At 69.2% G+C, this 23,694-nt stretch carries 24 protein-coding genes and 1 riboswitch; of the genes, 8 read left to right on the plus strand and 16 right to left on the minus strand.

Annotated elements, in window-relative coordinates:
* Positions 1–3: 3 nt before the first annotated feature.
* The 12 genes from ACWPOC_RS16010 to ACWPOC_RS16065 form a co-directional block, all read right to left on the minus strand.
* Positions 4–1,389 (minus strand): class II 3-deoxy-7-phosphoheptulonate synthase, encoded by a 1,386-nt coding sequence (locus ACWPOC_RS16010; RefSeq protein WP_060652794.1) that lies wholly within the window; start codon positions 1,387–1,389, stop codon positions 4–6.
* Positions 1,390–1,443: 54 nt separating this feature from the next.
* Complete coding sequence (locus ACWPOC_RS16015; RefSeq protein ID WP_026061497.1) at positions 1,444–1,935, minus strand: polyadenylate-specific 3'-exoribonuclease AS; 492 nt, start codon at positions 1,933–1,935, stop codon at positions 1,444–1,446.
* Between the two features lie 4 nt (positions 1,936–1,939).
* Positions 1,940–2,725 (minus strand): lysophospholipid acyltransferase family protein, encoded by a 786-nt coding sequence (locus ACWPOC_RS16020; protein WP_120284373.1) that lies wholly within the window; start codon positions 2,723–2,725, stop codon positions 1,940–1,942.
* Positions 2,726–2,866: 141 nt separating this feature from the next.
* Positions 2,867–3,880 carry an ROK family glucokinase gene (locus ACWPOC_RS16025; protein ID WP_120283273.1) on the minus strand — a complete coding sequence of 338 codons (1,014 nt, stop codon included), beginning with the start codon at positions 3,878–3,880 and terminating at the stop codon, positions 2,867–2,869.
* Entirely contained in the window at positions 3,877–4,287 is a 411-nt protein-coding gene (locus tag ACWPOC_RS16030; RefSeq protein ID WP_455408965.1) for a hypothetical protein, read from the minus strand. Before ACWPOC_RS16030 ends, ACWPOC_RS16025 begins: the two co-directional genes overlap by 4 nt.
* Complete coding sequence (locus ACWPOC_RS16035) at positions 4,275–5,483, minus strand: ArsA family ATPase (RefSeq protein ID WP_455408966.1); 1,209 nt, start codon at positions 5,481–5,483, stop codon at positions 4,275–4,277. Before ACWPOC_RS16035 ends, ACWPOC_RS16030 begins: the two co-directional genes overlap by 13 nt.
* A gap of 23 nt (positions 5,484–5,506) precedes the next feature.
* Entirely contained in the window at positions 5,507–5,944 is a 438-nt protein-coding gene (locus ACWPOC_RS16040; protein WP_060652790.1) for an SRPBCC family protein, read from the minus strand.
* A 111-nt stretch (positions 5,945–6,055) separates the two neighbouring features.
* The gene (locus tag ACWPOC_RS16045) at positions 6,056–6,445 is read right to left on the minus strand and encodes a polyketide cyclase / dehydrase and lipid transport (RefSeq protein ID WP_455408967.1); all 390 of its coding nucleotides are present in this window, start codon (positions 6,443–6,445) and stop codon (positions 6,056–6,058) included.
* Positions 6,446–6,484: 39 nt separating this feature from the next.
* A complete protein-coding gene (locus ACWPOC_RS16050) occupies positions 6,485–7,654 on the minus strand; it encodes a glycosyltransferase family 4 protein (RefSeq protein ID WP_268653871.1) in 1,170 nt (389 codons plus the stop codon).
* A gap of 117 nt (positions 7,655–7,771) precedes the next feature.
* Positions 7,772–9,112, minus strand: a complete 1,341-nt coding sequence (locus ACWPOC_RS16055; protein WP_455408968.1) for a hypothetical protein — start codon at positions 9,110–9,112, stop codon at positions 7,772–7,774.
* Between the two features lie 76 nt (positions 9,113–9,188).
* Complete coding sequence (locus ACWPOC_RS16060) at positions 9,189–10,232, minus strand: NlpC/P60 family protein (RefSeq protein ID WP_455409030.1); 1,044 nt, start codon at positions 10,230–10,232, stop codon at positions 9,189–9,191.
* Positions 10,233–10,506: 274 nt separating this feature from the next.
* The gene (locus ACWPOC_RS16065) at positions 10,507–11,088 is read right to left on the minus strand and encodes a C40 family peptidase (protein ID WP_059380920.1); all 582 of its coding nucleotides are present in this window, start codon (positions 11,086–11,088) and stop codon (positions 10,507–10,509) included.
* 15 nt (positions 11,089–11,103) lie between these two features.
* Positions 11,104–11,268, minus strand: a riboswitch (cyclic di-AMP (ydaO/yuaA leader).
* 450 nt (positions 11,269–11,718) lie between these two features.
* Between ACWPOC_RS16065 and ACWPOC_RS16070 the strand changes: the two genes are divergently transcribed.
* Together ACWPOC_RS16070 and ACWPOC_RS16075 are read left to right on the plus strand one after the other, a co-directional pair.
* Positions 11,719–13,467, plus strand: a complete 1,749-nt coding sequence (locus ACWPOC_RS16070) for a DEDD exonuclease domain-containing protein (RefSeq protein ID WP_120283287.1) — start codon at positions 11,719–11,721, stop codon at positions 13,465–13,467.
* Between the two features lie 32 nt (positions 13,468–13,499).
* Positions 13,500–13,775, plus strand: a complete 276-nt coding sequence (locus ACWPOC_RS16075; protein ID WP_016693842.1) for an Lrp/AsnC family transcriptional regulator — start codon at positions 13,500–13,502, stop codon at positions 13,773–13,775.
* Positions 13,776–13,857: 82 nt separating this feature from the next.
* Here ACWPOC_RS16075 and trpD read toward each other — a convergent pair whose 3' ends face one another.
* Positions 13,858–14,937: an anthranilate phosphoribosyltransferase gene (trpD, locus tag ACWPOC_RS16080; RefSeq protein WP_120283289.1), complete on the minus strand. Its 1,080-nt coding sequence runs from the start codon at positions 14,935–14,937 to the stop codon at positions 13,858–13,860.
* Between the two features lie 63 nt (positions 14,938–15,000).
* Positions 15,001–15,459 (minus strand): hypothetical protein, encoded by a 459-nt coding sequence (locus ACWPOC_RS16085; protein ID WP_120283291.1) that lies wholly within the window; start codon positions 15,457–15,459, stop codon positions 15,001–15,003.
* Between the two features lie 174 nt (positions 15,460–15,633).
* On the opposite strand from ACWPOC_RS16085, the gene ctaE reads away from it, so the two are divergent.
* The 6 genes from ctaE to ACWPOC_RS16115 all read left to right on the plus strand — a co-directional run bounded on the left by ctaE (position 15,634) and on the right by ACWPOC_RS16115 (position 21,828).
* Positions 15,634–16,248, plus strand: a complete 615-nt coding sequence (gene ctaE, locus ACWPOC_RS16090) for an aa3-type cytochrome oxidase subunit III (protein ID WP_120283293.1) — start codon at positions 15,634–15,636, stop codon at positions 16,246–16,248.
* A gap of 100 nt (positions 16,249–16,348) precedes the next feature.
* Positions 16,349–17,185: a cytochrome bc1 complex diheme cytochrome c subunit gene (gene qcrC / locus ACWPOC_RS16095; RefSeq protein ID WP_174247132.1), complete on the plus strand. Its 837-nt coding sequence runs from the start codon at positions 16,349–16,351 to the stop codon at positions 17,183–17,185.
* A complete protein-coding gene (gene qcrA, locus ACWPOC_RS16100; protein ID WP_120283295.1) occupies positions 17,182–18,309 on the plus strand; it encodes a cytochrome bc1 complex Rieske iron-sulfur subunit in 1,128 nt (375 codons plus the stop codon). The genes qcrC and qcrA overlap by 4 nt, the downstream gene beginning before the upstream one ends.
* On the plus strand, positions 18,306–19,967 hold the full coding sequence (gene qcrB / locus ACWPOC_RS16105; protein WP_120283297.1) for a cytochrome bc1 complex cytochrome b subunit: 1,662 nt from the start codon (positions 18,306–18,308) through the stop codon (positions 19,965–19,967). The genes qcrA and qcrB overlap by 4 nt, the downstream gene beginning before the upstream one ends.
* Positions 19,968–20,129: 162 nt before the next feature.
* Entirely contained in the window at positions 20,130–20,813 is a 684-nt protein-coding gene (locus ACWPOC_RS16110) for a HEAT repeat domain-containing protein (RefSeq protein WP_120284375.1), read from the plus strand.
* A gap of 4 nt (positions 20,814–20,817) precedes the next feature.
* Complete coding sequence (locus ACWPOC_RS16115; RefSeq protein ID WP_455408969.1) at positions 20,818–21,828, plus strand: MerR family transcriptional regulator; 1,011 nt, start codon at positions 20,818–20,820, stop codon at positions 21,826–21,828.
* Between the two features lie 85 nt (positions 21,829–21,913).
* On the opposite strand, the gene ACWPOC_RS16120 is transcribed toward ACWPOC_RS16115, so the two are convergent.
* Both ACWPOC_RS16120 and ctaC read right to left on the minus strand, forming a co-directional pair.
* The gene (locus ACWPOC_RS16120) at positions 21,914–22,330 is read right to left on the minus strand and encodes a cytochrome c oxidase subunit 4 (protein ID WP_006554396.1); all 417 of its coding nucleotides are present in this window, start codon (positions 22,328–22,330) and stop codon (positions 21,914–21,916) included.
* A 33-nt stretch (positions 22,331–22,363) separates the two neighbouring features.
* The gene (ctaC, locus tag ACWPOC_RS16125; RefSeq protein ID WP_120283301.1) at positions 22,364–23,449 is read right to left on the minus strand and encodes an aa3-type cytochrome oxidase subunit II; all 1,086 of its coding nucleotides are present in this window, start codon (positions 23,447–23,449) and stop codon (positions 22,364–22,366) included.
* Positions 23,450–23,694: the final 245 nt, after the last annotated feature.

Below are 23,694 nucleotides of genomic sequence, written 5' to 3' on the forward strand. Positions count from 1 at the left end.
TCCCTACCCGCGGAGCATCTCCGCCACGAGGAACGCGAGTTCGATCGACTGCTGCGTGTTCAGCCGCGGATCGCACGCCGTCTCGTAGCGACCGTGCAGGTCGAGATCGGAGATGTCCTGGGCACCGCCGAGGCACTCGGTGACGTCCTCACCGGTGAGCTCGACGTGGATGCCACCCGGATGCGTGCCGAGCGCGCGGTGCACCTCGAAGAAGCCCTGCACCTCGTCGACGATGCGGTCGAAGTGACGGGTCTTGTAGCCGGTGGACGCCTCGTGGGTGTTGCCGTGCATCGGGTCGCACTGCCAGATCACCTTGTGACCGGAAGCCTCGACGCGCTCGATGATGCCGGGCAGCAGGTCGCGGACCTTCGAGTGACCCATCCGGGAGATCAGGGTCAGCCGGCCCGGCGTGTTGTGCGGATCCAGGCGCTCGACGTACTCGACGGCCATCTCCGGGGTGGTCGACGGACCGATCTTCAGACCGATCGGGTTCGACAGCAGCTCCGCGAACGCGATGTGCGCGCCGTCGAGCTGGCGGGTGCGATCGCCGATCCACAGGAAGTGGGCCGACAGGTCGTACAGGCGCGGCTTGTCGCCCGAGTTGTCGAGGCGCAGCATCGCACGCTCGTAGTCGAGGACGAGGGCCTCGTGGCTGGCGTAGATCGTCGCCGCGCGCAGGTTCGGGTCGACGACACCGCACGCGTCCATGAACCGCAGACCGCGATCGATCTCGGAGGCGAGCGCCTCGTAGCGGGCACCGGCAGGCGAGGCCGAGACGAAGGCCCGGTTCCAGTCGTGCACGCGGTGCAGGTCGGCCTCACCGGCGGCGGTGACGGCACGCACGAGGTTCATCGCGGCGCTCGCGTTCGCGTAAGCGCGCACGAGGCGCGACGGATCGTGTCTGCGCACCTCGGCATCGGCGACCAGCGAGTTGACCATGTCGCCGCGGTAGGACGGCAGACCGAGCGCGTCGGTGTCGGACGAACGAGGCTTGGCGTACTGGCCGGCGATCCGCGCGACCTTCACGACCGGCGTCGACGCACCGTAGGTCAGCACCACCGCCATCTGCAGCAGCGTGCGGATGTTGCCCTTGATGTGCGGCTCGGTGTTGTCCGCGAACGTCTCGGCGCAGTCGCCGCCCTGGAGGAGGAAGGCCTCACCGCGAGCGACGGCGGCGAGCTGGTTCTGCAGCTCCTCGACCTCGCGGGGCACGGTGATGGGAGGCACGCTCTCGAGCACGGTGCGCATCGCCGCGGCCTGTTCCTCGGGCCAGCTGGGCTGCTGCAGCGCCGGCTTTGCGAGCGCCGCGTCGAGGTTGGCACGCAGCTCCTCGGGCAACGGGGGAAGTTCGGGCAAGCGGTCGATCGGCACGTCGACAGTCCAGTTCACCCGTCCAGGATATGGCGTGACGGCCGGAAGCGGCGCAGCACCCCGTTACCCGCGTCACCGCGACCGGCGAGCAGCCTCGATCGCTTCGAACTTCGCGAGGTTGTGGCGGGCGTCGGCGAGCGCGTCGTGGTTGTCGTCCGGCGCCGGGGGCAGGGGCGGTGAGCCCGAGTCCTCCCAGTACTGCCGGAGCTCGCGGGTGAAGCGGGGCAGGACGTCCGGGAGTTCGGGCATGGTGCCCCACAGCTGGACGAGCACGACGTGGTCGTAGGCCCCGATCCACGCCCACAGTTCGGGCCGGATGCCCGGTCGGGGCACGAGGAACTTCAGCAGGTCGTCGCGGATCCTCGATCGCGACTTCCAGGCGGGGTGCGCCGGGGGCGGGAGCTTCGGGAGGACGTTGCGGCGCACCCAGGCTCCGGCCCGGGTCGGGTCGAACTCGGTCGACACCGCGTAGAACTCGCGGCCGTCCTCGCAGGCGACACCGATCGAGACGAGTTCGATCGTGCGGCCGTCCTCGATGAACTCGCAGTCGTAGAAGTAGCGCACCTGCTCACCCGGCACGCGTGTCGGGAACGCGGTCCGCGACGGAACCGTCCTGCGGCGGGGTCGCGGCACTGCCGTTCGTCGACGCGCCCGTGTCCCCGGCCCCCGACTCGTTCGCCGAGCCCTTGTTCTTGAGGGAGGCGGCGTAGATGTCGACGTACTCCTGACCCGACAACTGCATGAGCGAGTACATGACCTCGTCGGTGACGGTGCGCTCCACGAACCTGTTTCCGCCCATGCCCTCGAACCGGGAGAAGTCGATGGGCTCGCCGATCCGGACGGTGATCTTCGCCGGTCGCCACATCTTCGACCCGATGGGGTTCATCCGGTCGGTGCCGATCATCGCGACGGGGATCACGGGGACGCCGGTCTCCAGCGCCAGTCGCGCGAGGCCGGTCTTGCCCTTGTAGAGGCGTCCGTCGGGTGAGCGGGTGCCCTCGGGATAGATGCCGAGCAGCTTGCCCTGGCCGAGCACCCGGACCCCGGCGTTGAGCGCATCCTGCGCGGCGTCGGCGCCGGTGCGGTCGATGGGGACCTGCCCGACCGACGAGAAGAACCAGCGCTGAAAGGCGCCCTTGAGTCCGGTGCCGGTGAAGTACTCGCTCTTCGCGAGGAAGGTGATGCGCCGGCGTACCAGGAGGGGAAGGTAGAACGAGTCGAGGACGGCCCGGTGGTTACTGGCCAGGATCGCCGGTCCGTGCGCCGGAATGTTCTCGCCGCCTTCGAACTTCGGACGTCCTATGAGCCACAGCAGCGGTCCCAGGAGGACGTACTTGAACAGCCAGTACCACATGGCATCCTTCCCGAATCCGATCATCCCCCACACGGATCGGTGCAGCACCGCCCGCCGGTCGACTCTACGACGATGCGACTGCCACTCGCACATCGCCTCAGTGCCCGACCCCACCCTTTCCACGTCGACGTGACGATAATCTCACCTCCGGCGAATCTCACCTACAGGGAAATTCGACGACAGCGGTGGTCGTGAGGTTTCGATCGCGGAGCGGGCGAGATCGGCGGCACCGATGAGCCCGGCGGCGTCACCGAGCTGCGCGACCCGGACGCGCGCGAGAGGACGATGGCCGGCGCCGGTGGTCACGGCCGCGTAGTGCTCGCGCGCGGCGTCGAGGAACAGCGGCGCGGAACCGGAGACCCCTCCCCCGATGACGACGAGCTCGGGGTCGTAGACGTCGGCGACGAGCGCGAGGCCGAGCCCGAGCCTGCGGGCGAAATCGTCGAAGGCCGCGAGCGCGACGGGGTCGCCGTCGTGGGCTGCGCCCGCGATCCGCCGGCCGGTGAGCGATCCGGGATCCGAGGCGATCTCGCCCGCGAGAACGGACCGCCCGGGTTCGGCCGCGAGCATCTCGACGGTCGTGTCCACGAGACCCGTTCCGCTGCAATACCGTTCCCAGCACCCTTGCTTGCCGCACGGGCAGGGCCGACCGTCGGGCACGACCTGCAGGTGACCGAGCTCGGGCGCCACACCGTAGGCACCGCGATAGATCCTGCCGTCGAGCAGCAGGGCGGCGCCGATGCCCGTTCCGAGCGCGACCATCACCGCGATCGTGCTGCCCGCGGCGGCGCCGAAGCGGTACTCGGCCCAGGCCGCGGCATTGGCGTCGTGTTCGAGGACGACCGGCAACCCGAAGCGTTCGGTGAGCGTCTCGGCGAGCGGCGTATCGCGCCAGGGCAGATGCGGCGCGAACCGCACGGTGGTGCGGTCCTCGGTGAGGAAGCCCGCGACCCCCAGCCCGACCGCTGCGATGTCGTTGCGGTCGCGCAGATGCTCGACGAGCCGGTGCAGCGCGTTCTCGAGGGCGACCGCGGAGGACGGCGTCTGCGTGCGCACACTGTCGACGACGTCGCCGTTACGGTCGACGGCCGCCGCGCGGATGCTCGTGCCCCCGATGTCGATCCCGACCGTGAGCCCGGGGTCGTGCGTGTTCACGTGCGGAGGTTGACGGAGATCGGCTCGAAGGCCGGGCGATCCCGCGTCGGCGGATCGGGTGTCGGCTCGGGCGGGACGCCACCGGTCGAGGGCAGGAACTGCGCGAGGAACTCCCGCAGCAGCGCGATCAACGCCGCCAGTTTCGACGCCAGCCTGCTGACCAGTTCGTGGTTCTCGCCGCGAACCAGGGCTGCGGCGGCGCAGAGCGGGCACCACGCGCACCCACTCGGGGTGGTTGCGGCCTCGGCGTCACCCGGAGCCGTCGAACCGGGCGCGGTATTAGCCGACGCGTCGCCGGTCGCGGCGACGAACTGCTGCACCGTGCCCTCGACGCGGTCGAGAACGGCGTCGGCGAGCAGCAACAACTCGGAGATCAGGGCTTCGTGATCGTCCCTCACAGCGGCCACACCGCCGGATCCGGTACGAATCGCACCACCAGATCGGTTCCGTCGAACTCGGCATCGGAGACGGTGCACCGGCGCAGCCCCGAAGCGAGTCGCACCCGGCGTCGCATCCCGTCGGCGCCGACGACGAGGTCGTCGCCGATCCGTCCGAGTGTCAGGGACGCGGGATCGGCGAGCGGCAGGTACATGCGCATCGCGTACACCGACTCCACCCCCGTTCCCGATTCGTGCTGCACCCGGACCGGCTCGTCGGTCTCCGACGAGGGAACGGGTGCGTCGCGGCGGAGCGCCGTGGCGAGCTCCTCCAGAGCTGCCAACCCTACCGGCTCCGCGGCGCGGCGCTCGCACACGATCACGGGAACGTCGGTGACGGCCGCCCCGATCTCGGCGACGATCGCCTCGTGCGCGGCCCGTTGGTCGGCGAGCAGCCGCGCCGCCGCACCCGAACCACCCACCGCGGGGACGACTCCGTTGACGACGACCGCGTCGACGCGCATGCCGGACAGAGCGAGCCACGACCGTACCCGTGCGAGCTCGGCACGACCGGCGCGGTCGGGCGTCGCCACGATCACCGCGGCGCTGCGTCCGCGATCGTCGAGCAGGTCGCGTACCGCGGTGATCCCCGACAGCAGCCGATCGAACAGCGCGACGAAGACACCCGTGCGGGGGTCCGGACCGGTGGCCGCTGCGACCCGGCTGTGCTGGGGCCAGATCCGTTCCAGCGAATCGGAGACCGTGCGCGGCGCGGTGAGGGTGCGCAGGGCGTCGGCGGAGGCCGGGGCGTCGACGACGACGAGAGCCCACCTCCCGCTGTCCGCGAGTCGCGCGACCTCGGTGAGCACGAGCAGTTCCTCGACGCCGGGAAGTCCGGTCAGTTCGTCGGGCTCGGGCAGGTCGAACCGATCGGCGTGCTCGTGCGTCCCGGCGAGCGCCGCCATCGACGCGAGGACCGCGTAGCGCGTGCGGAGCAGCTGCAGCGAGTCGATCTCCACCATGTCGAGGTTCTCCTCGACGGTGTGGATGTCCGTCGCGCCGGCGTCCCGGTTCGTGGCCGGGGGCAGGTCGAGCACGTCGCCGAGGGAGTGCGCCCGGTCGATGGACACGACGAGCACGGGCTCTCCCGCACGGGCGGCCGCGAGCGCCTCGGCCGCGGCAAGGGTCGTCTTCCCGGCGCCGCCCTTTCCGAGGAACCATCGCACGCGGGCCGGGGCGTGCCGGACGTTCAGCCCTCCACCTGCTTCTTGAGTTCCTTCAGCGCGGTGTCGGTGATGACCTTCTCCGCCTTGCGCTTGAACAGACCGATCATCGGGATCGTGAGATCCACGGTGAGCTGGTAGTCGACGACCGTCGTGCCGTCGGGGGCCTCGGTCAGCACGTACGAGCCGGACTGGGCCTTCTGGATCTCACCGCTCTCGAGCTCCCAGCTCACGGCACGGTTGTCGGGCGCCCACTTGTACCGCAGGACGTAGGTGTCCTTGACGATGCCGGCGTCGAGGACGAAGCGCACGCGTTCGGCCCGGCCGTCGGGTCGATGTTCCACGACCTCCACGGTCTTTGCCGCCGACACCCACGTCGGATAGGCATCGAAATCTGCGATGACCTCCATGACGCGCTCGGCCGGCGCGTCGATGGTGATCGACCTCTTCGTCTTCTCGGCCATGTGGTGACGGCTCCCTTTCTCGGTCCCTCGGGTGTGCACCGATCAGTCCCGCCCCGAGGGTCTATCACACCGTAGGAACAACGGTATCGGGACGACGCTCCTTCGGTGGCTTCAGTGTCGCGGCGGTTCACCGGCCGGACGACCGGCCTCGAGACGCTGCTTGACCTCGAAGGTCATCACCTTTCCCTGGACCCTGCGCGTACGGTTCATTCCCGCGAGGTCGAGACCCGCCACCCGCTCGGGCGCGACACCGGCCGGTTCGCAGTGCAGGAAGTAGTGGATCACCGCGCCGTCGAGAACCGGCTCGATCCACACCTCCATCGTTCCGTCGAGCGGACCCGACACCGTCCACCGGATGCCCTTCTCGGCTCGGTCCTCCCGCACGGTCAGTACGAGATCGGGCCACCATGCACGCCACCGATCGAGGGCCGCGATCTCCTCGGCGATGCGCTCCGGGGGCGCCGCTACGAAGGTCTGGTCCGCCACCTGAATGCTGCTCACGCAGGACAGCTTCACATATCGCGTCGGCGGCCCGTCCGGTCACCCCGCCGACGGCGTCACCGTCTCGTTCGGGGGCGCCGAGGCGTCGAGATAACCGCGCAATCTGGCGCCCAGGACGTCCCACCTCCAATCGGTGGAGACCCACTCGCGACCGGCCGCGCCCATCGCGGCGGCACGATCGGGATCGGCGAGGACACCGGACACCGCGGTCGCGACGGCCGTGACGGAGGTGCCGTCGACGACGTAACCGGTGCGACCGTCGCGCACCGTTTCCGGGGCACCGCCCGACCGGCCGGCCACGACGGGCACCCCGGTCGCGGACGCCTCGAGGTACACGATGCCCAGGCCCTCGACGTCGAGACCGCCGCCGCGGGTCCGGCACGGCATCGCGAACACGTCGGCGATGGTGTGGTGCGCGGCGAGTTCGGCCGACGGCACGGTGCCGGTGAACACGACGTGCTCCTCGACCTCCGTGCGGCGGGCGAGCTCCCGCAGACGCGACTCGTACGGTCCGCCGCCGACGATCACGAGGACGGCACCGTCGATCCGCTTCCGGATCGCGGGCAGCGCGCGGATGAGCACGTCCTGCCCCTTGCGCGGCACCAGGCGCGACAGGCACAGCACGGTGGGCCGGTCGCCGAGACCGTAGCGTGCCCGCAGTTCGGCGCGTGCCGCCGGATCGGGCCGGAAGACGTCGGTGTTCACGCCGGACGGCAGGTGTTCGAGACCCGCTTCGGGGCCGAATGCCGAGGCGAACCGCCCCCTCGTGTAGCGACTGACGTAGGTGACGGTGTCGGTGTGCTCGCCGATCTGCCGCAGCGCCTGCCGGGCGGCGGGAAGCATCGACCATCCCACCTCGTGGCCGTGGGTGCTGGCGACGATGCGATGGGCGCCGGCACGGCGCAGCACGGGCGCCAGCAGAGCCAACGGCGCAGCCGCTCCGAACCAGACTGTGTCGCAGCCGTGTTCGGTGAGCAGCCGAGTGGCCCGTCGCGCGACGTCGGGGGTCGGCAGCATCAGCGTCGTGGGATGACGGACGACCTCGAAGGGGACCCGCGCGTCGAACTTCACGTGACTGTCGCCGCGCCACCGCGGCGCGTAGACGACCAGGTCGTCGGACGGCAGCTGATTCGCGAAGGCGTGCAGATAGGACTGGATGCCCCCGGGTCGGGGCGGGAAATCGTTCGTCACCAGCAGGGTCCGCGACATGGGACCACCGTAGAAGCAGCGCGACGGGAAGGCGTCGACGGGTCCCGGGCCCCGGAAGGCGTCGACGGGTCCCGGGCCCCGGACGGTGCCGATGGGCCCCGGTCCGGACCGTCCCGGTCAGCGGATGTCGCGGATGCGCTCCCCGAGCCAGCGGCTCCAACCGTCCACGAAGCCGGCGGTGTCGACGCCGAGCAGGTCGGTGAGCACGTCGTCGAGCCGCTCGTCGGTGACGGGACCCGCGGCGAGGGCGCGGTAGAGGGAGACGAGCCTGTCGTGTCCGAACTCGTCCGCGGTGTACGCGGCGATCGACCAGGAGCTCTCGTAGGCGAGCGCCGACCGGTGGCCGGTGAAGTCGCCGTCGACGGGCAGCGACGTCGGCGCACCCGACGCCCGTACCTGCCGGGTCAGCGTCGGCGCGATCCGCTGCACGTCGAGCGGCCCTGTCTCGAGACCCTCTGCGGCCGTGCGGTGGCCGACGTAGTCGGCGAAGCCCTCGAGGACCCACATCGGTGAGCCGTCCACGGTGCCGGCGCGTGCGGCGACGTGCACCGTCTCGTGCGCGAGCACGATCCGGCGGGAGGTGTCGTCGAGCCGGTCGCTCGCGGCCGGATTGAAGACGATGCGCTGCCCGGTGGCGATCCCGCGCTTGTGATCGACATCGTCGGAGACCGCGACGGCCGCGATGTCGTCGCCGTCGTGCCGGGGTCCGACGAGGTGCGAGAACTCCTCGCGTGTGGACGTCACGACCACCAGTGCGCGTCGCGGCCAGGAATCGCCCCACAGGTCGTCGACGGCCTCGACCACCGACGGCAGGTCGCCGGCCAGGTCGTCGACGAAGGCGGCGTTGTCCGGGTGTCCGATCACGAGCGAGCGACCACCCTCGGTCTGCGCGGTCGCGAGGTGGAGGCTGCCGTGGTCCCAGGGTCCTCGCCAGGTGACGGTCTGTGCCCCGGCGAGATCGGGTGCGTCGTCGGCGATCCGCCAGCCCTGCGGCCGGTGGACGAACAGCACGGTCACCGGCCGTCGGGTGGGTACGTCGTCGATTCCGTCCACGGCGTACCGCAGGTGGACGCGGTGCGCCCGTACCTCGTCGGCCGCGAACCGGGCGATCGTCTCGGGCGGCAGCGGCAGCGCGGGTTCGGAGGCGAGTTCGTAGCCGAGATCGGCGAGGGGAACGACGGCGATCGCCGCGATCCGCTCCCGTTCGGCGTCGAGGAGTTCCGGGGACGCGTCGTCGATCAACTCCGCGAGCGATCCGTCGTCGCCGGTCCGGACCGCATGCGCCCAGTCGTCGAGCACGACCTGCAGTTCGGCCCGTACCCGGCTGTCGGCGTCGTCGGTGTCCACCGGGTCGACGGCCAGCAGCAGTCCTGCCGTGACCAGCGCGACCACGAGTCCGGCCAGGCCGAGACGTTCCCACTTGCGGGTACCGGCGGTGAAGGGCGATCGCGCGGGCACCGCGTCAGTCTAGGTCGGCGTCCGAGGGCGGTCCCGTACGCCCTCGCCCACCGGCGGCGATCCCGCCTCTACCCGGTCAGTACCGCCGGGCGCTGTGGAACGGGAAGCGATCGATCGACTGCACCTTCACCGGCACACCGAAGGTCGAGGCGTGCACCATGTTGCCGTCGCCGACGTACATGCCGACGTGGGAGGCGTCGTCGTAGAAGATGACGAGGTCGCCGGGCTGCAGATTGTCGCGGGAGACGGGGATGCCGCCCTGCGCCTGGGCCTGACTCGACCGGGGCAGCGACTTGCCGACCTGCTGGTACGCCCACACCATCAGTCCCGAGCAGTCGAACTGGTCGGGGCCGGTCGCGCCCCACACGTACGGTGAGCCGATGCGCGACAGGGCGGCGCGCAGCGCGGCGCCGTTGCTGCCGGGGACGAGGTGCTGCAGGATCTTCTCGGCGTCGAGGCCCGGAGGGAAGGGAGTGCCTGCGAGTTCGGCCTTCTCCGCGTCGCTCAGCGCCTCGAAGGCGTTCAGGACTCCTTCGATCTGCTCCTCGAGGTCGGCCTGTCGCCGCTGGAGTTCGTCGCGGAGGGTCTGGGCCTGCTCGGCGGCGGCACGTGCTTCGTCGGCGGCATGCTGTGCGGCGACGGCCGCCTCGGCCGCAGCGGCGGTGGCCGCCCGGAAGCCCTCGACCTCACGCGAGGTCTGTTCGCCCAGGACGTCGAGCAGGACCATCTGGTCGAGCATCTGCTGGGGCGAGTCGCTCACCACCACGGCGAACAGCCGGTTGGTGCGCGCACCGCGGTAGTTGGCCCGCGCGAGCTTGTCGACGGTGGGCTTGAAGCGGGCGATCTCGGCGCGAGCGGCGCCGAGCGCCTCGTCGGCCTGGCCGGCACGCACCTCGGCCTCGTGCTGCGCCGCGACCTTCGCTTCGAGATCCGCCCCGGCGGCGTGCAAAGCCTCGGTGGCCTGTTCGCTGCGACGTGACAGATCCGCGAGGTGCTCGAGGCGTGCGGCCGGGCTCTCCCCTGCGGGTTGCGCCGTCGCCGGCGCCAGAGTGAAACCGAGGACCATCATCACGAGCGCGACGACGAGCGCTGGACGGCCGGTCCGTCGCCTGTCCTGCACTCGTACGAGGTGCTTTGTCCTGTCGGAAACCACGTGGGCTCGCATCCTTTCCCAAAGGTCTCGATCAGGTTACGGAATTGCATAGGTTTGTGTCTACCTGCGAGTAGCTCTCCCACGCAGCGGCCGTTTGTGCATGCCGTTCGCGCATCGGCAGGGACGTGCAGACACACGAGGAGGGTGGGTCCGGTACGTACCGGACCCACCCTCCTCGGCAGTGCGTCGGCGCTGGAGCGGGGGGTGCTCAGACCGATCGGAAGCGACGGGGCGCCGTCGATCAGAAGCGACGGGCGCCGTCGACCGGCATCGAGTTCAGCGGTGCGATCTTGACCGGCTGGCTCGAGGTGGAGGCGTGCACGATGTTGCCGCCGCCGATGTAGATGCCGGTGTGGCTGCCACCGTAGAACGACACGACGTCACCGGGCTGCAGAGCCGCGACGTCCACCGGGGCACCGGCGGAGGCCTGCTCGTAACTGGTGCGCGGGACGCTCAGACCGGCCTGCTTGTAGGCCCACTGCACGAGACCCGAGCAGTCGAAGGAGCTCGGGCCGGCGGCGCCGTAGACGTAGGGGGCACCGATCTTCGACTGTGCGGCGTCGGCAGCGCGCTGGCCGACGGAGCTGAAGGGGGCGGTGAAGGAACCGGCCTGAGGCGCGGGGGCCGCCTCGGGGGCCGGCGGAACGATGTTGGCGATCTCCGGCGGCACGGTCACACCGGCCGGGAGGTCGAACGTTCCGACACCGGGAATGTTGATCGGCTCGGCCATCGCCGGGCCGGCCGAGACGGTGACTGCTCCGAGAGCAATGGCACCGGCGACGAGTGCGCGCCGGACGGTGCGCTTGCTGTTGTTCGAAACCACGAGGGGACGTTCTCCGTTTCTTCCGTTCACCCGCCGACCGAGTTAGCTGACGGGTTCGGGCCGGAAGATCAGCCCTACCCCTCCCCGCGAGCGGCGGAGGGGATTCACCCCGAGTACTACGTGTGGGTCCCCGGCTCGCTGCTCCCGCAGACGGGAGAAGCGATTAGGCGGTAACCGTGCGGCTCCGACCCGGGGGTGGGGCGGGAAACTCTCCGCTCGGTCTCGAAAAGATTACGAAACGGCATCGGTGAAGTCGACCGCCTCCCTGTGTGGCCCGCTCGTTTCGGCCCGCCTCTGGGGGAATGCCGCCGCGGGGCAACGGTCCGATAACGGCGCGGTAACGGCCACCGCTCGACGCGCCTTCACCAGAGGGAGGCTCGGCGCCCGTTTCACCCGAGTCCTTTCCGGAAGAACCAGGTCAGGACGCCCTGACTCGCCGACCTTCGACGAGGCGATGCGCCCGATTCGCCGGAGTGCCGTCCTCGGAGGCCGATCGGTCTGTTTTCCGGCCCGCGCGTACCCCTCATCGAGCCGAAAAGAACGCAGTGTGATCCTCGTCTCCCCCCTGCTTCGAACCCACTCCGAAGCCCGCTCGGCGGCGTGTCGGTGACGCTTCCTAGGCTCTGCCGCATGACCTCGCCGCAACCATCCGCCCTGGGCGTGCAACTCGGTTTCGACGAGCTCGACGCTCCCCTGCGCGAGACAACCTTCGTCGTCGTCGATCTCGAGACGACGGGCGGGAAGGCAGCCGAGGACGCCATCACAGAGATCGGAGCGGTGAAGATCCGCGGGGGCGAGGTGCTCGGCGAGTTCGCGACCCTCGTCGATCCGGGACGACCCATCCCCCCGTACATCGTGCAGCTCACCGGCATCACCACCGCCATGGTCTACGCGGCCCCCAAGATCGAGGAGGTGCTGCCCGCCTTCCTGGAATTCGCGTCCGGAGCGGTGCTCGTCGCACACAACGCCGGATTCGACGTCGGCTTCCTCAAGGCCGCCACAGCGCAGTGCGAACTCGCGTGGCCCCGCTTCCAGGTGCTGTGCACCGTCAAGCTGGCCCGCCGCGTCCTCGGACGCGACGAAGCGCCGTCGGTGAAGCTGTCCGCGCTGGCCGAACTGTTCCGGGTCTCCACCGTGCCCACCCACCGCGCCCTGGACGACGCGCGCGCCACCGTGGACGTCCTGCACGCCCTCATCGAACGGGTCGGCAACCAGGGCGTCCACAGCCTCACCGAGCTGCGCGACTACATGCCGGTGGTCACCGCCGAGCAGAGGGCCAAACGCGCACTCGCCGCGCATCTGCCGCGCAAACCGGGCGTCTACATGTTCCGCGGCCCGTCGGACGAGGTGTTGTACGTCGGCACGGCGGTCGACCTGCACCGGCGTGTCCGTACCTATTTCACGGGCTCCGAGACGCGACCGCGATTGCGCGAGATGGTCGCGCTCACCACACGCATCGATCACGTCGAATGCGCCCACGGGCTCGAGGCCGGCGTCCGCGAACTCCGGTTGATCGCGGCCCACACCCCTCCCTACAACCGCAGATCGAAGTATCCGATGCGCGGTTGGTGGATCATCCTCACGGACGAGGCGTTCCCGCGCCTGGCCGTGAGCCGCACCCCCGGACCCGACTCGGTCGGCCCGTTCTCGGTGCGCGCCGACGCCGCAGATGTCGCGGCACTGCTCGCGGAGATGTGCGGTCTGCGCACGTGTACGCGCAGGATCGGCCGTACGGCCCGCCACGGCGACCGCTGCCCGCCCGTCGCCGTCGGGGGCTGCGCCGCAGCCTCCTTCGGGGTTCAGGACGCCTCCGCCTATGCGGCCCAGGTCGAGCGTGCGCGCGCGGTCGTCCGCGGGACCACCGACGACGCCGTCGAGACGGCGCAGGAGCGCCTCGACGCCCTCGTGCGCGACCAGTTGTTCGAGAACGCGGCCCGCCTGCGCGACCGCCTCGCCGCCGCCCTCGTCGCGCTGCGGCGCACGCAACGCCTCGCGGCGCTGGCGGCCGTCGACGAACTCGTCGCCGCGCGACCGCGGGCCGAAGGCGGGTGGGAGTTCGCCGTCGTGCGCGCCGGTCGTCTCGCGTCCGCAGGGGTGGCGCCGCGCGGTATGCGGCCGATGCCCGTCGTCGACGCGATCGTCGCCGCAGCCGAGACTGTGCGGCCGTCACCCGGCCCGCTCCGGGGCGCGTCCCCGGAGGAGATCGGTCTGGTCGCTCGATGGCTCGACGGCGAAGACATCCGCATCGTCCGGGCGAGCCAGGGCTGGTGCGAACCGACACGGGGCGCAGGTCGGTGGAGCGCGTGGGCCGAGCTCGCACGCGACGCCCGCGCGGTCCGCAGGCTCCTCTCCGCCGACGAGCCGTACCGCTTAGGCTGATGCAATCCCCGAGGAAGGTTGAAGGAGACCACATGATCAACGCGATCGTCCTGATCGACGCCGAGGCGAACCGTATCCCCGAGACCGCGCAAGCGGTGGCCGACCTCGACGGTGTCGACACGGTGTACTCCTGCGCAGGCGACGTCGACCTCGTGGCCGTGGTCCGGGTCCGCGACCACGAGAAGATCGCGGACGTCGTCACCCGGGGCATCAACAAGATCGACGGCGTGACGAAGACCGTCACCCACATCGCGTTCCAGTCGTACTCGAGCGCCGACGTCGAGGCCGGCTTCTCGATCGGGAACTGACACCGCGCAGCACCACCGACGAACGACGGGCCCGCACCGATGCAGTGCGGGCCCGTCGTTCGGTGTCCTTACTCTTCCCCGGTCACTTCTGTCCGGAACCGGCACCCAGCCGCGTGGTGACCTCTGCCCACTGCTCGAGGACGGCCGTGGCCCGGCCGCTGTCGATCGCCTCTGCCGCCGTCTCGAGCCCGGCCGTGAGGGCGTCCTCGAGAACGCCGTCGACGCCCCGGAAGGCTGCGATCGCCCCGGCGGCGTTGAGGAGCACGGCGTCGCGCACCGGCCCCGTCTCCCCCGCCAGGACGGCCCGCGCGATCGCCGCGTTCTCCGTGGCGTCGCCTCCGCGGAGCGCCTCGAGCGGAACCCGTTCGATGCCCAGATCGCGCGGATCGAGCGTCACGACCCGGACCTCGCCGCCGTGGACGATGTGCACGCGCGAGGTCGTGGAGGTGGTCAGTTCGTCGAGACCGTCGTCGCCGCGGACGACGAGCGCCGAATTGCCGCGCTGCGCGAGCACACCGGCGACGGTCGGGACGAGCGGTTCGAAGGCGCATCCGATCAGACCGGCACTCGGGCGGGCCGGGTTGGTGAGCGGGCCGAGGACGTTGAAGACCGTCGGGATGCCGATCTGCTTGCGCGGTGCGGCCGCGAAACGCAGCGCCGGGTGGTAGACCGGGGCGAAGCAGAATCCGATCCCGGCCTCGGCGACCGAGCGGGCCACCTCGTCGGGTCCGAGATCGATGTGCACCCCGAGCGCTTCGAGCACGTCGGCGCCGCCGCTCTTGGACGAGGCAGCGCGGTTGCCGTGCTTGACCACGCGGATACCCGCTGCGGCGACGACCAGCGAGGCCATCGTGGAGATGTTGACGGTGTTCGCCCGGTCGCCACCGGTGCCCACCACGTCGACCACGTCACCGTCGACCGGGACCAGCCGGGCGTAGTCGAGCATCGTGTCGGCGAGTGCCCGCACTTCCTCGGGTGTCTCGCCCTTCATCTTCAGAGCGACGCCGAAGGCCGCGATCTGGGCGGGGGTGGCGTTGTCGGAGAAGATCTCGCTCATCGCCCATCGCGCCTCGGCGGCGGACAGGTCCTGTCCGGCGGTGAGCACTCCCAGGACGGAGGGCCAGTTCTGCGTCACCTCGTCCGCGTCTCGCGTCGCGTTCATCGCACCTGCCCTCGCCGCATCTCGCTCCTCACCGGGCACCGGCGTGCCCTCCGACCGGTCAGCTTAGCCAGCGGCATCCTCCGGTTGCAGAGCGTCCCATCCCAGGGCCGTTCCACCGAGCCGCTGGGCGAGCGAGGCCATGCGCGACTTCTCCTGCGCACAGTGCAGTGCATCGAGGACCTGGACACGCTGCAGGATCACCGGAGCACCCTCGACGACGGCGGCGGGCGGGACGTTGCCGCCGCCGGTTCCGGCCACGACGTAGCCGTCCTGGCCGGCCAGTTCCACCGCCCGGTCCACCGTGTCGGCGGGCAGGACGAGGTGATGCCGCAGAACCGCCTCGTCCTCGGCCTGCCACGCAGGCGTCGCCTCGGCGGCGCGCTCGAGCGCCGTCGAACACGCCTCCGCGTCGTCGAATGACGAGACGACAACGACCAGGTCGGCCCGCTTCGCGTCGAGTGGTTCGCTGCGCCGGCCGACCAGGGACCGCAGCCACCCCCGAAGACCCTTTCCGGTACTCATGTCACCACGATCGCACGTGACCTCCGCGACCCTCCGAAATGTCCCGTGTGGCACCCTTCCGAGCACCCGCCACCGAGTGCCCACCTGGAGAAATGCAGGGCTGGGACCTGCACGGACGCGCCGATTTCGGCCCCGATTGCCCAAGACGTACTACGACGGGTCATACTAGCCAGCGTGACGAGCGCAGTAGGGACTTCAGGATCTGCAATCACACAGCGCGTGCACTCGTTGAACCGGCCCAACCTGGTCAGCGTCGGCACCATCGTGTGGTTGTCCAGTGAGCTCATGTTTTTCGCAGGGCTCTTCGCCATGTACTTCGTGGCACGGGCACAGGCCCCGGAGGGCATGTGGCCGCCCCCGCCCACCCACTTGAACCTGTGGTTGGCGGTACCGATCACCATGGTGCTGATCGCTTCTTCCTTCACCTGCCAGCTGGGCGTCTTCGCCGCCGAGCGCGGCGACGTCTTCGGCCTGCGCCGGTGGTACATCGTCACCCTCGGCATGGGCACCTTCTTCGTGCTCGGCCAGGGCTACGAGTACATCACCCTGGTGAAGGACGGCACGACCATCCCGGGCAGCGTGTACGGCTCGGTGTTCTACATGACCACCGGTTTCCACGGCCTGCACGTCATCGGCGGCCTCATCGCTTTCGTGTTCCTGCTGTTCCGCACGAAGGTCAGCAAGTTCACGCCTGCGCAGGCCACTGCAGCCATCGTCGTTTCGTATTACTGGCACTTCGTCGACATCGTTTGGATCGCGCTGTTTGCCACGATTTATTTCATCCGTTAGCCAGCTGAACGCCCAGGCAGCCCCCTGACGTCCAGTCCGTCCCGACATAAAAAAAGGGATACAGATGAGTTCATCCCCACCTCTCGCCTCCGAGGGTGACATGCCCGGTCGATCCTCTGCAGCCGATGCTGCGAAGTCCCGCCGCCAGCGCAAGATGCGCCGGCGCGTCACCGGAGCGTTGGTCCTCGCGCTCGGTCTCCTCAGCGCAGGCTTCATCGCCTCCGCGCTGACACCTGCCCCGCAGGTGGCTACAGCGCAGGACGACCAGAGCGCTCTGATCCGCGAGGGTCAGCAGCTCTACGAGACCTCCTGCGTGACCTGTCACGGTGTCAACCTTCAGGGTGTCCAGGACCGCGGTCCCAGCCTGATCGGTGTCGGCGAGGCCGCCGTCTACTTCCAGGTCTCCTCGGGCCGCATGCCGATGATGCGCAACGAGGCCCAGGCCCTCCGCAAGGACCCGAAGTTCGACGCCGCGCAGACCGACGCCCTCGGCGCGTACATCCAGGCCAACGGTGGAGGCCCGACCGTCATCCGCGACGAGAACGGCGAAATCGCCCAGTCGTCGCTGCGCGGCAACGACATCGGACGCGGTTCGGAGCTCTTCCGCCAGAACTGCGCGTCCTGCCACAACTTCACCGGACGCGGCGGCGCGCTCTCGTCCGGCAAGTTCGCACCGAACCTGGATCCGGCCAACGAGCAGCAGATCTACACCGCGATGCTCACCGGCCCCCAGAACATGCCGAAGTTCTCCGACCGTCAGCTGACGGTCGAGGAGAAGCAGGACATCATCGCGTACATCAAGTCCGCCAGTGAGACGAGAGACCCGGGTGGCTACGGGCTCGGCGGCTTCGGCCCCGGTGCCGAAGGGCCGACCATGTGGGTCGTCGGCATGGTCGCCGTCGTCGGCGCTGCACTGTGGATCGGAGCAAGGTCATGAGTGGCGGCGAAACGCCGAACAAGCACACGGTCGAAGATCTCGACCGGATGAGCCGGGACGACCTCGTCACGCTCGGCACGAACCTCGACGGTGTCGACGTCGCGTTCCGCAAGGACCGCTGGCCCGTCGAAGGCACCCGTGCCGAGAAGCGGGCCGAGCGCAACGTCGCCTTCTGGTTCGCCCTCGCGGGCATCGCGGGTGTCGCGTTCATCGCGATCTACCTGTTCTGGCCGTGGGAGTACCAGGGCATCGGCGACGAGAACTACGGCTGGTACAGCCTCTACACCCCGATGCTCGGCCTGACCCTGGGTCTGGCCATCCTCGGCATCGGTGTGGGCGCGGTGCAGTTCACCAAGAAGTTCATCCCGGAGGAGGTGTCGATCCAGGATCGGCACGACGGCGGCTCGCCCGAGGTCGATCGCAAGACGATCGTCGCCGAGCTCTCCGACTCGCTCGAGACGTCGACCCTGCCGCGTCGCAAGCTGATCAAGCGCACCGCGATCTTCGGTGGTGGCGCGCTCGGCCTCGGTCTGATCATGCCGCTCGGCGGCCTGATCAAGAACCCGTGGGCCGAGGGTGACCAGTCGTCGCTGTGGGTGTCGGGCTGGACCCCGCGCTACCCCGGCGAGACCATCTACCTGCGTCGCGACACCGGCCGCCCCCAGGACATCGTCCTGGTGCGCCCGGAGGACCTCGACGCCGGCGGTATGGAGACGGTGTTCCCGTTCCGCGAGTCCGATCGCGGCGACGACCACGCTCTGCTGCAGGGCCTGCGCGGCATCCGCAACGCCGTCATGCTCATCCGTCTGCGCACCGAGGACACCGAGCGTGTCGTCAAGCGCAAGGGCCAGGAGAGCTTCAACTACGGCGACTACTTCGCGTACTCGAAGATCTGCACGCACCTCGGCTGCCCGACCTCGCTCTACGAGCAGCAGACGCACCGCATCCTGTGCCCGTGCCACCAGTCGCAGTTCGATGCGCTGGAGTACGGCAAGCCGATTTTCGGTCCCGCTGCTCGCGCACTGCCGCAGCTTCCGATTACAGTGAACGAAGAGGGCTTCCTGGTCGCCAACGGTGACTTCATCGAGGCACTCGGCCCGGCATTCTGGGAGCGTCGCCCGTGAGTACTGCAACCCCGTCCCGCGCCGCACAGATCGGCGAGAATCTCGATTCTCGCTACCACCTGTCCGCGGGCATCCGCCGCCAGATCAACAAGGTGTTCCCCACCCACTGGTCCTTCCTCCTGGGTGAGATCGCGCTCTACAGCTTCGTCATCCTGTTGATCTCGGGTGTCTTCCTCACCCTGTTCTTCGACCCGTCGATGGCGCACGTCATCTACGACGGCGTCTACACGCCGCTGCGCGGTGTGGGTATGTCCCGCGCCTACGAGACGACCCTGAACCTCTCCTTCGAGGTCCGCGGTGGTCTGTTCGTGCGACAGATTCACCACTGGGCAGCACTGATGTTCGCAGCGTCGATCGTCGTCCACCTGCTGCGCGTGTTCTTCACCGGTGCGTTCCGGCGTCCGCGCGAAGCCAACTGGGTGATCGGCTCGCTGCTGCTCATCCTGGCGATGTTCGAAGGCTTCTTCGGTTACTCGCTCCCCGACGACCTGCTCTCGGGCACCGGCCTCCGCGCCGCGTTCTCGGGCATCACGCTCTCGATCCCGATCATCGGTTCGTGGATGCACTGGGCGATCTTCGGTGGCGACTTCCCGGGTGAGCTGATCATCCCGCGCTTCTACGTGCTGCACGTGCTGCTCGTCCCGGGCATCATCCTGGCCTTGATCGCCGCGCACCTCGCGCTGGTCTGGTACCAGAAGCACACGCAGTTCCCCGGCCCCGGCCGCACGGAGCAGAACGTCGTCGGCGTTCGTATCCTCCCGGTCTTCGCCGTCAAGTCGGGTGCGTTCTTCGCGATGACCTTCGCGGTGCTCGCCCTGATGTCCGGCCTGCTGCAGATCAACCCGGTCTGGAACATCGGCCCGTACAACCCGTCGCAGGTGTCCGCCGGCTCGCAGCCCGACATCTACATGATGTGGACGGACGGCATGGCCCGTATCTGGCCGGCATGGGAGCTGTACCTGTTCAACCGGTACACGATCCCGCAGCCGTTCTGGATCGCGCTGATCATGGGCCTGGTGTTCGTCGTGCTCACGGTCTACCCGTGGATCGAGAAGAAGTTCACGAAGGACGACGCACACCACAACCTGCTCCAGCGTCCGCGCGACGTGCCGGTCCGCACCGGTATCGGGTTCATGGCCCTGGCGTTCTACGCCGTTGCCACGATCATGTGCATCAACGACATCATCGCGTTCAAGTTCGACATCTCGATCAACGCGACGACCTGGATGGGCCGTATCGGTCTCGTCCTGCTCCCGCCGCTCGCCTACTACATCGCGTACCGGTTCTGCCTGGGTCTGCAGCGCAGCGACCGCCAGGTACTCGAGCACGGCATCGAGACGGGCATCGTCCGTCGCCTGCCGACCGGCGAGTACATCGAGATCCACCAGCCGCTCGGCCCGGTGGACGAGCACGGCCATCCGATCCCACTGGAGTACCAGGCGGCCCCGGTTCCGAAGCGTATGAACCGCCTCGGCAGCGCCGGCAAGCCCGGTGCCGGCAGCTGGTGGAGCCCGGACCCGGCCGACGAGGCCGCCGCTCTCGAGGCTGCCCACCACGAGGCCGAGCTCGAGCTGCGGAACACGCTCCGCGAGTACCAGGAGCGCGTCCACGGCAACGGAGACGGCGCAGCCCAGCTGCCCGACAAGTCGCAGCACTGATCCGCATCAGCGGCTCGTAACGGGGCCCCGGACCATCACGGTCCGGGGCCCCGTTCGTCGTTCGCGGGTCCTCCCCTCCCCCACCGGATATCGTCCGGAGCGTACGTCTTGACCTTGACACTGTGACAAGCGCTCGAATGGGTCGTGAAGGAGGTGCCTCCCATGCGCACACATCACGACCCCTCCACCCGCCTCGTCGAGGCCCTGTCCACCCGCCTCGTCGAGGCCCTGTCCGCCGACGACGCCTCCGTGCGTCTGCGCGCCGCACTCGAGTCGGGTACGGCAGCCGAGTCCGGGACGGTGACGGCTCTCGTCGACCGTTGCGCGGTGGAGCCGGACTTCTTCGTCCGCGACATGCTGACCTGGGCGCTGTGCCGCCTGCCGGCCGGGGTGACGGTGCCGCGGCTGCTCGACGAGCTCGGTTCGGATGTCTCGCAGGCGCGCAGTCAGGCCCTGCACACGTTGTCGAAGATCGGCGATCCCGTCGCATGGCCGAAGGTCTCGGGGATGCTCCACGACGAGCACGACGAGGTGGCACGCAGCGCGTGGCGCGCGGCGGTCGCTCTCGTGCCACCGGGCTCGGAAAGCGGCCTCGCTGCGGCTCTCGGCGTCGAACTGGGCCGCGGCGACCACGACCTGCAACTGAGCCTCGGTCGCGCTCTCGCAGCGCTCGACGAGGCCGCAGTGCCGGTCCTGCACGCGGCGATGAACAGCTCCGACCCGCGCGTCCGTGCCCACGCAGAGGCCACCGAGCGGATCCGCGTCGACCCCGACAGCGCGTTCGTCCTCTCCGTGGAGTCGGCGAAACGCGTCGCCGCACTCGGCGCGGACGGGATCCGGGAGTGAGCCGGTGCTGATCGGTGAGGTCTCGCGGCGCTCCGGTGTCAGCACCCGCATGCTGCGGCACTACGACCGCCTGAGGCTGGTGACGCCGACGGGCCGCACCTCGGGCGGTTACCGCGAGTACACCGAGGACGACCTCCGGAGGCTCTTTCACGTGGAGAGTCTCCGGAGTCTCGGCCTGTCGCTGAACGAGGTCGGACGAGCGCTGGGGGAACCGGATTTCGCTCCGGTGGAACTGGTGCAGGAGCTGATCCGGCACACGCGCGAACGGATCGCCGCCGAGACCGAACTCCTCGCTCGTCTCGAAGGCGTCGACTCGGCCTCCCCCAGCGGTTGGGACGACGTCCTGCGCCTCGTCGCGCTGTTGCGCGCGTTCGAATCCGATTCCGGCTCCCGCCGCCAGCAGGCGATCCTGTCCCAGGACGAGGACACGACGCTGCCGGTCGCGGCGCTGGTCCGGGCGGCGCTGTCGGAGGAGGACCCGTTCGTCGCCGGCGCGTTGCGCTGGTCGCTCGCCCGAGCGGCGGACGAGGTCGACGCTGCGCTGCCGGCGCTCGCGGAGGGCCTTCACTCCGCCGAAGTGCCCGTGCGGCGACGGGCGATCGCGACACTCGCGGAACTCCGTGTGCCCGAATCGACGACGCTCCTGGAGAAGGCACTCGACGACGCCGATCTCGAGGCGCGCTCCACGGCAGCTCTGGCGCTCGGGGCGCGAGGGGTGGACGCGGCCGTCCCCGTGCTCGTGGAGATGATCGTGAAGGGCCGGTCGGACGTCGAGGCCGCCGAAGTACTCGGCCTGCTCGCGGATCGGCCGCTGTCGTCCGCCGAGATCGTGCGGTCGCTGCAGCACGCGCTCGGCGGCTCGGACGATGCCGGTGTCCGGCTACGTCTCACGCAGGCACTCGCGGAGATCCCCGGGTCGGCCGCCGAGGATGCTCTCGAGGCTCTGACCGGCGACCCGGATCGCACGGTCGCAGCGACCGCGAGGGTCGTCCTCACCACCCGCGGGGCTTCCTGAAGAACGAAACCTCGAGAACGCCACCGGAAACGACACGGGCGCCGCACCCGAAGGTGCGGCGCCCGTGTGCGTCGAGAATGTCGGCTCAGTGCTTCTCGGGTCCGATGTGGTACTCGAACACCAGGCCGGCTGCGGCGGCGATGATGAGTGCGACCGCGAGGACGATCATCCAGGGCTGGTAGAAGGCCAGCGCGATGGCGGCGAAAGCGGCCGCACCGGCGAGCAGGATCGGCCAGTAGCTACCCGCACTGAAGAAACCGAGGTCGCCCGCACCGTCGCTGATCTCGGCGTCCTCGTAATCCTCGGGACGGGTGTCGAGACGACGCGCGACGAAGCGGAAGTACGTTCCGACGATCAGGGTCAGACCGGCGGAGAGGACGATGGCCGTGAGGCCGGCCCATTCGATGCCCTTGTCCGACAGCCCGGTGAACACGCCGTACACGATGGCGACGAGCACGAAGAACACCGTCACGACCTCGAAGAGCTTGGCTTCGATCTTCATATCAGCACTTGTCCTTGTCGGGTGGGGTGGCCGTCACTCGCCTGCGGCGACGGTCGCCGACCGGTCCGTGCGGTCGGTCTTGAACGGAGTCGTCGAGGTCGCGATCGGGCTCTGGCCGATGGCTTCGAGCGCACGAGCGTTCGACAGGCCTTCGCCGCCGTCCTCGACCGGCTTGCGGAGCTCGATGTAGCGGGCGAAGTCCTCCGGGCTGACGGCGCGGACCTCGAAGTTCATCATCGCGTGGTAGGTGCCGCACATCTCGGCGCAACGGCCGACGAACGCGCCCTCACGCTCGATCTCGGAGATCTGGAAGACCGGATCGGAGTTGTTCTCACGCGGGTTCGGGTTCACGTCGCGCTTGAACAGGAACTCCGGCACCCAGAAAGCGTGGATCACATCGGACGACGCGAGGTGGAACTCGATGCGCTTGCCGGTGGGAAGCACGAGCACCGGAATCTCTTCGCTGGTGCCGATCGTCTCGATCTTGTCGTAGTGGAGGTAGGACAGGTCCTCCGCCGGCTTGCCGTGGATGGGACCCGGAGCCTCGTGCTCGCCGCCTTCTCCACCACCGTGCTCACCTTCGGTGCCCGGCTCGTACGGCTGCAGTGCGACCGCGTCCTGGGCGACCTCGTCGGTGCCCTCGTACCGGGCGGTGCCGTCCTGCAGATCGATGGTCCGGTAACCGAACTTCCAGTTCCACTGGAACGCCGTCACGTCGACGACGACGTTCGGGTTGTCCTCCTTCTCCAGGACGTAGTTCTGGACCACGACCGTGAAGTAGAAGAGGACACACACGGCGACGAACGGCGCCGCGGTGTAAGCCAGCTCGAGCGGCACGTTGTACGCCGTCTGACGCGGGAACTCCGGATCGTCCTTCCGACGCCGGTAGGCGATGATCACCCAGAAGGTGAGTCCCCACACGAGAATTCCCATGACGAGGGCGGCGACAACCGACCACGTCCACAGTTCACGCATACGCTCGGCCTGAGGAGTGATGCCCTCCGGCCAGCCGAAACGAAGGATTTCTTCGCTCGAGCACCCGGTCAGCACCAAGGCTGCAATGCCGAGTGATGCTGCGAGCCCGAACCGCCGAAGGATCCGACCTTGCGCCACGTTCACGCCTTCCTGATCGCCGCAATTCCACTAGGGCACACCCGGAGGGCCGGCCCAATTACTACGCAGCGTAGACCAAACCCGGGCGCTATCCATCGCCGGGGCACGAAGAAAGTGTCGGACTGGGCGTTTCGACCGGAAGACCCGGCTCGTGACGTCGGTTTTCTCCTGTCGGGCGAGTGATCGTCGGCGGCGTCCGGGCGCGGCTGCCCGGTGTCGACCGTCTGCGGCATACTTCGGTAGAACCAACG

Source organism: Rhodococcus sp. 5G237 (assembly GCF_053764735.1).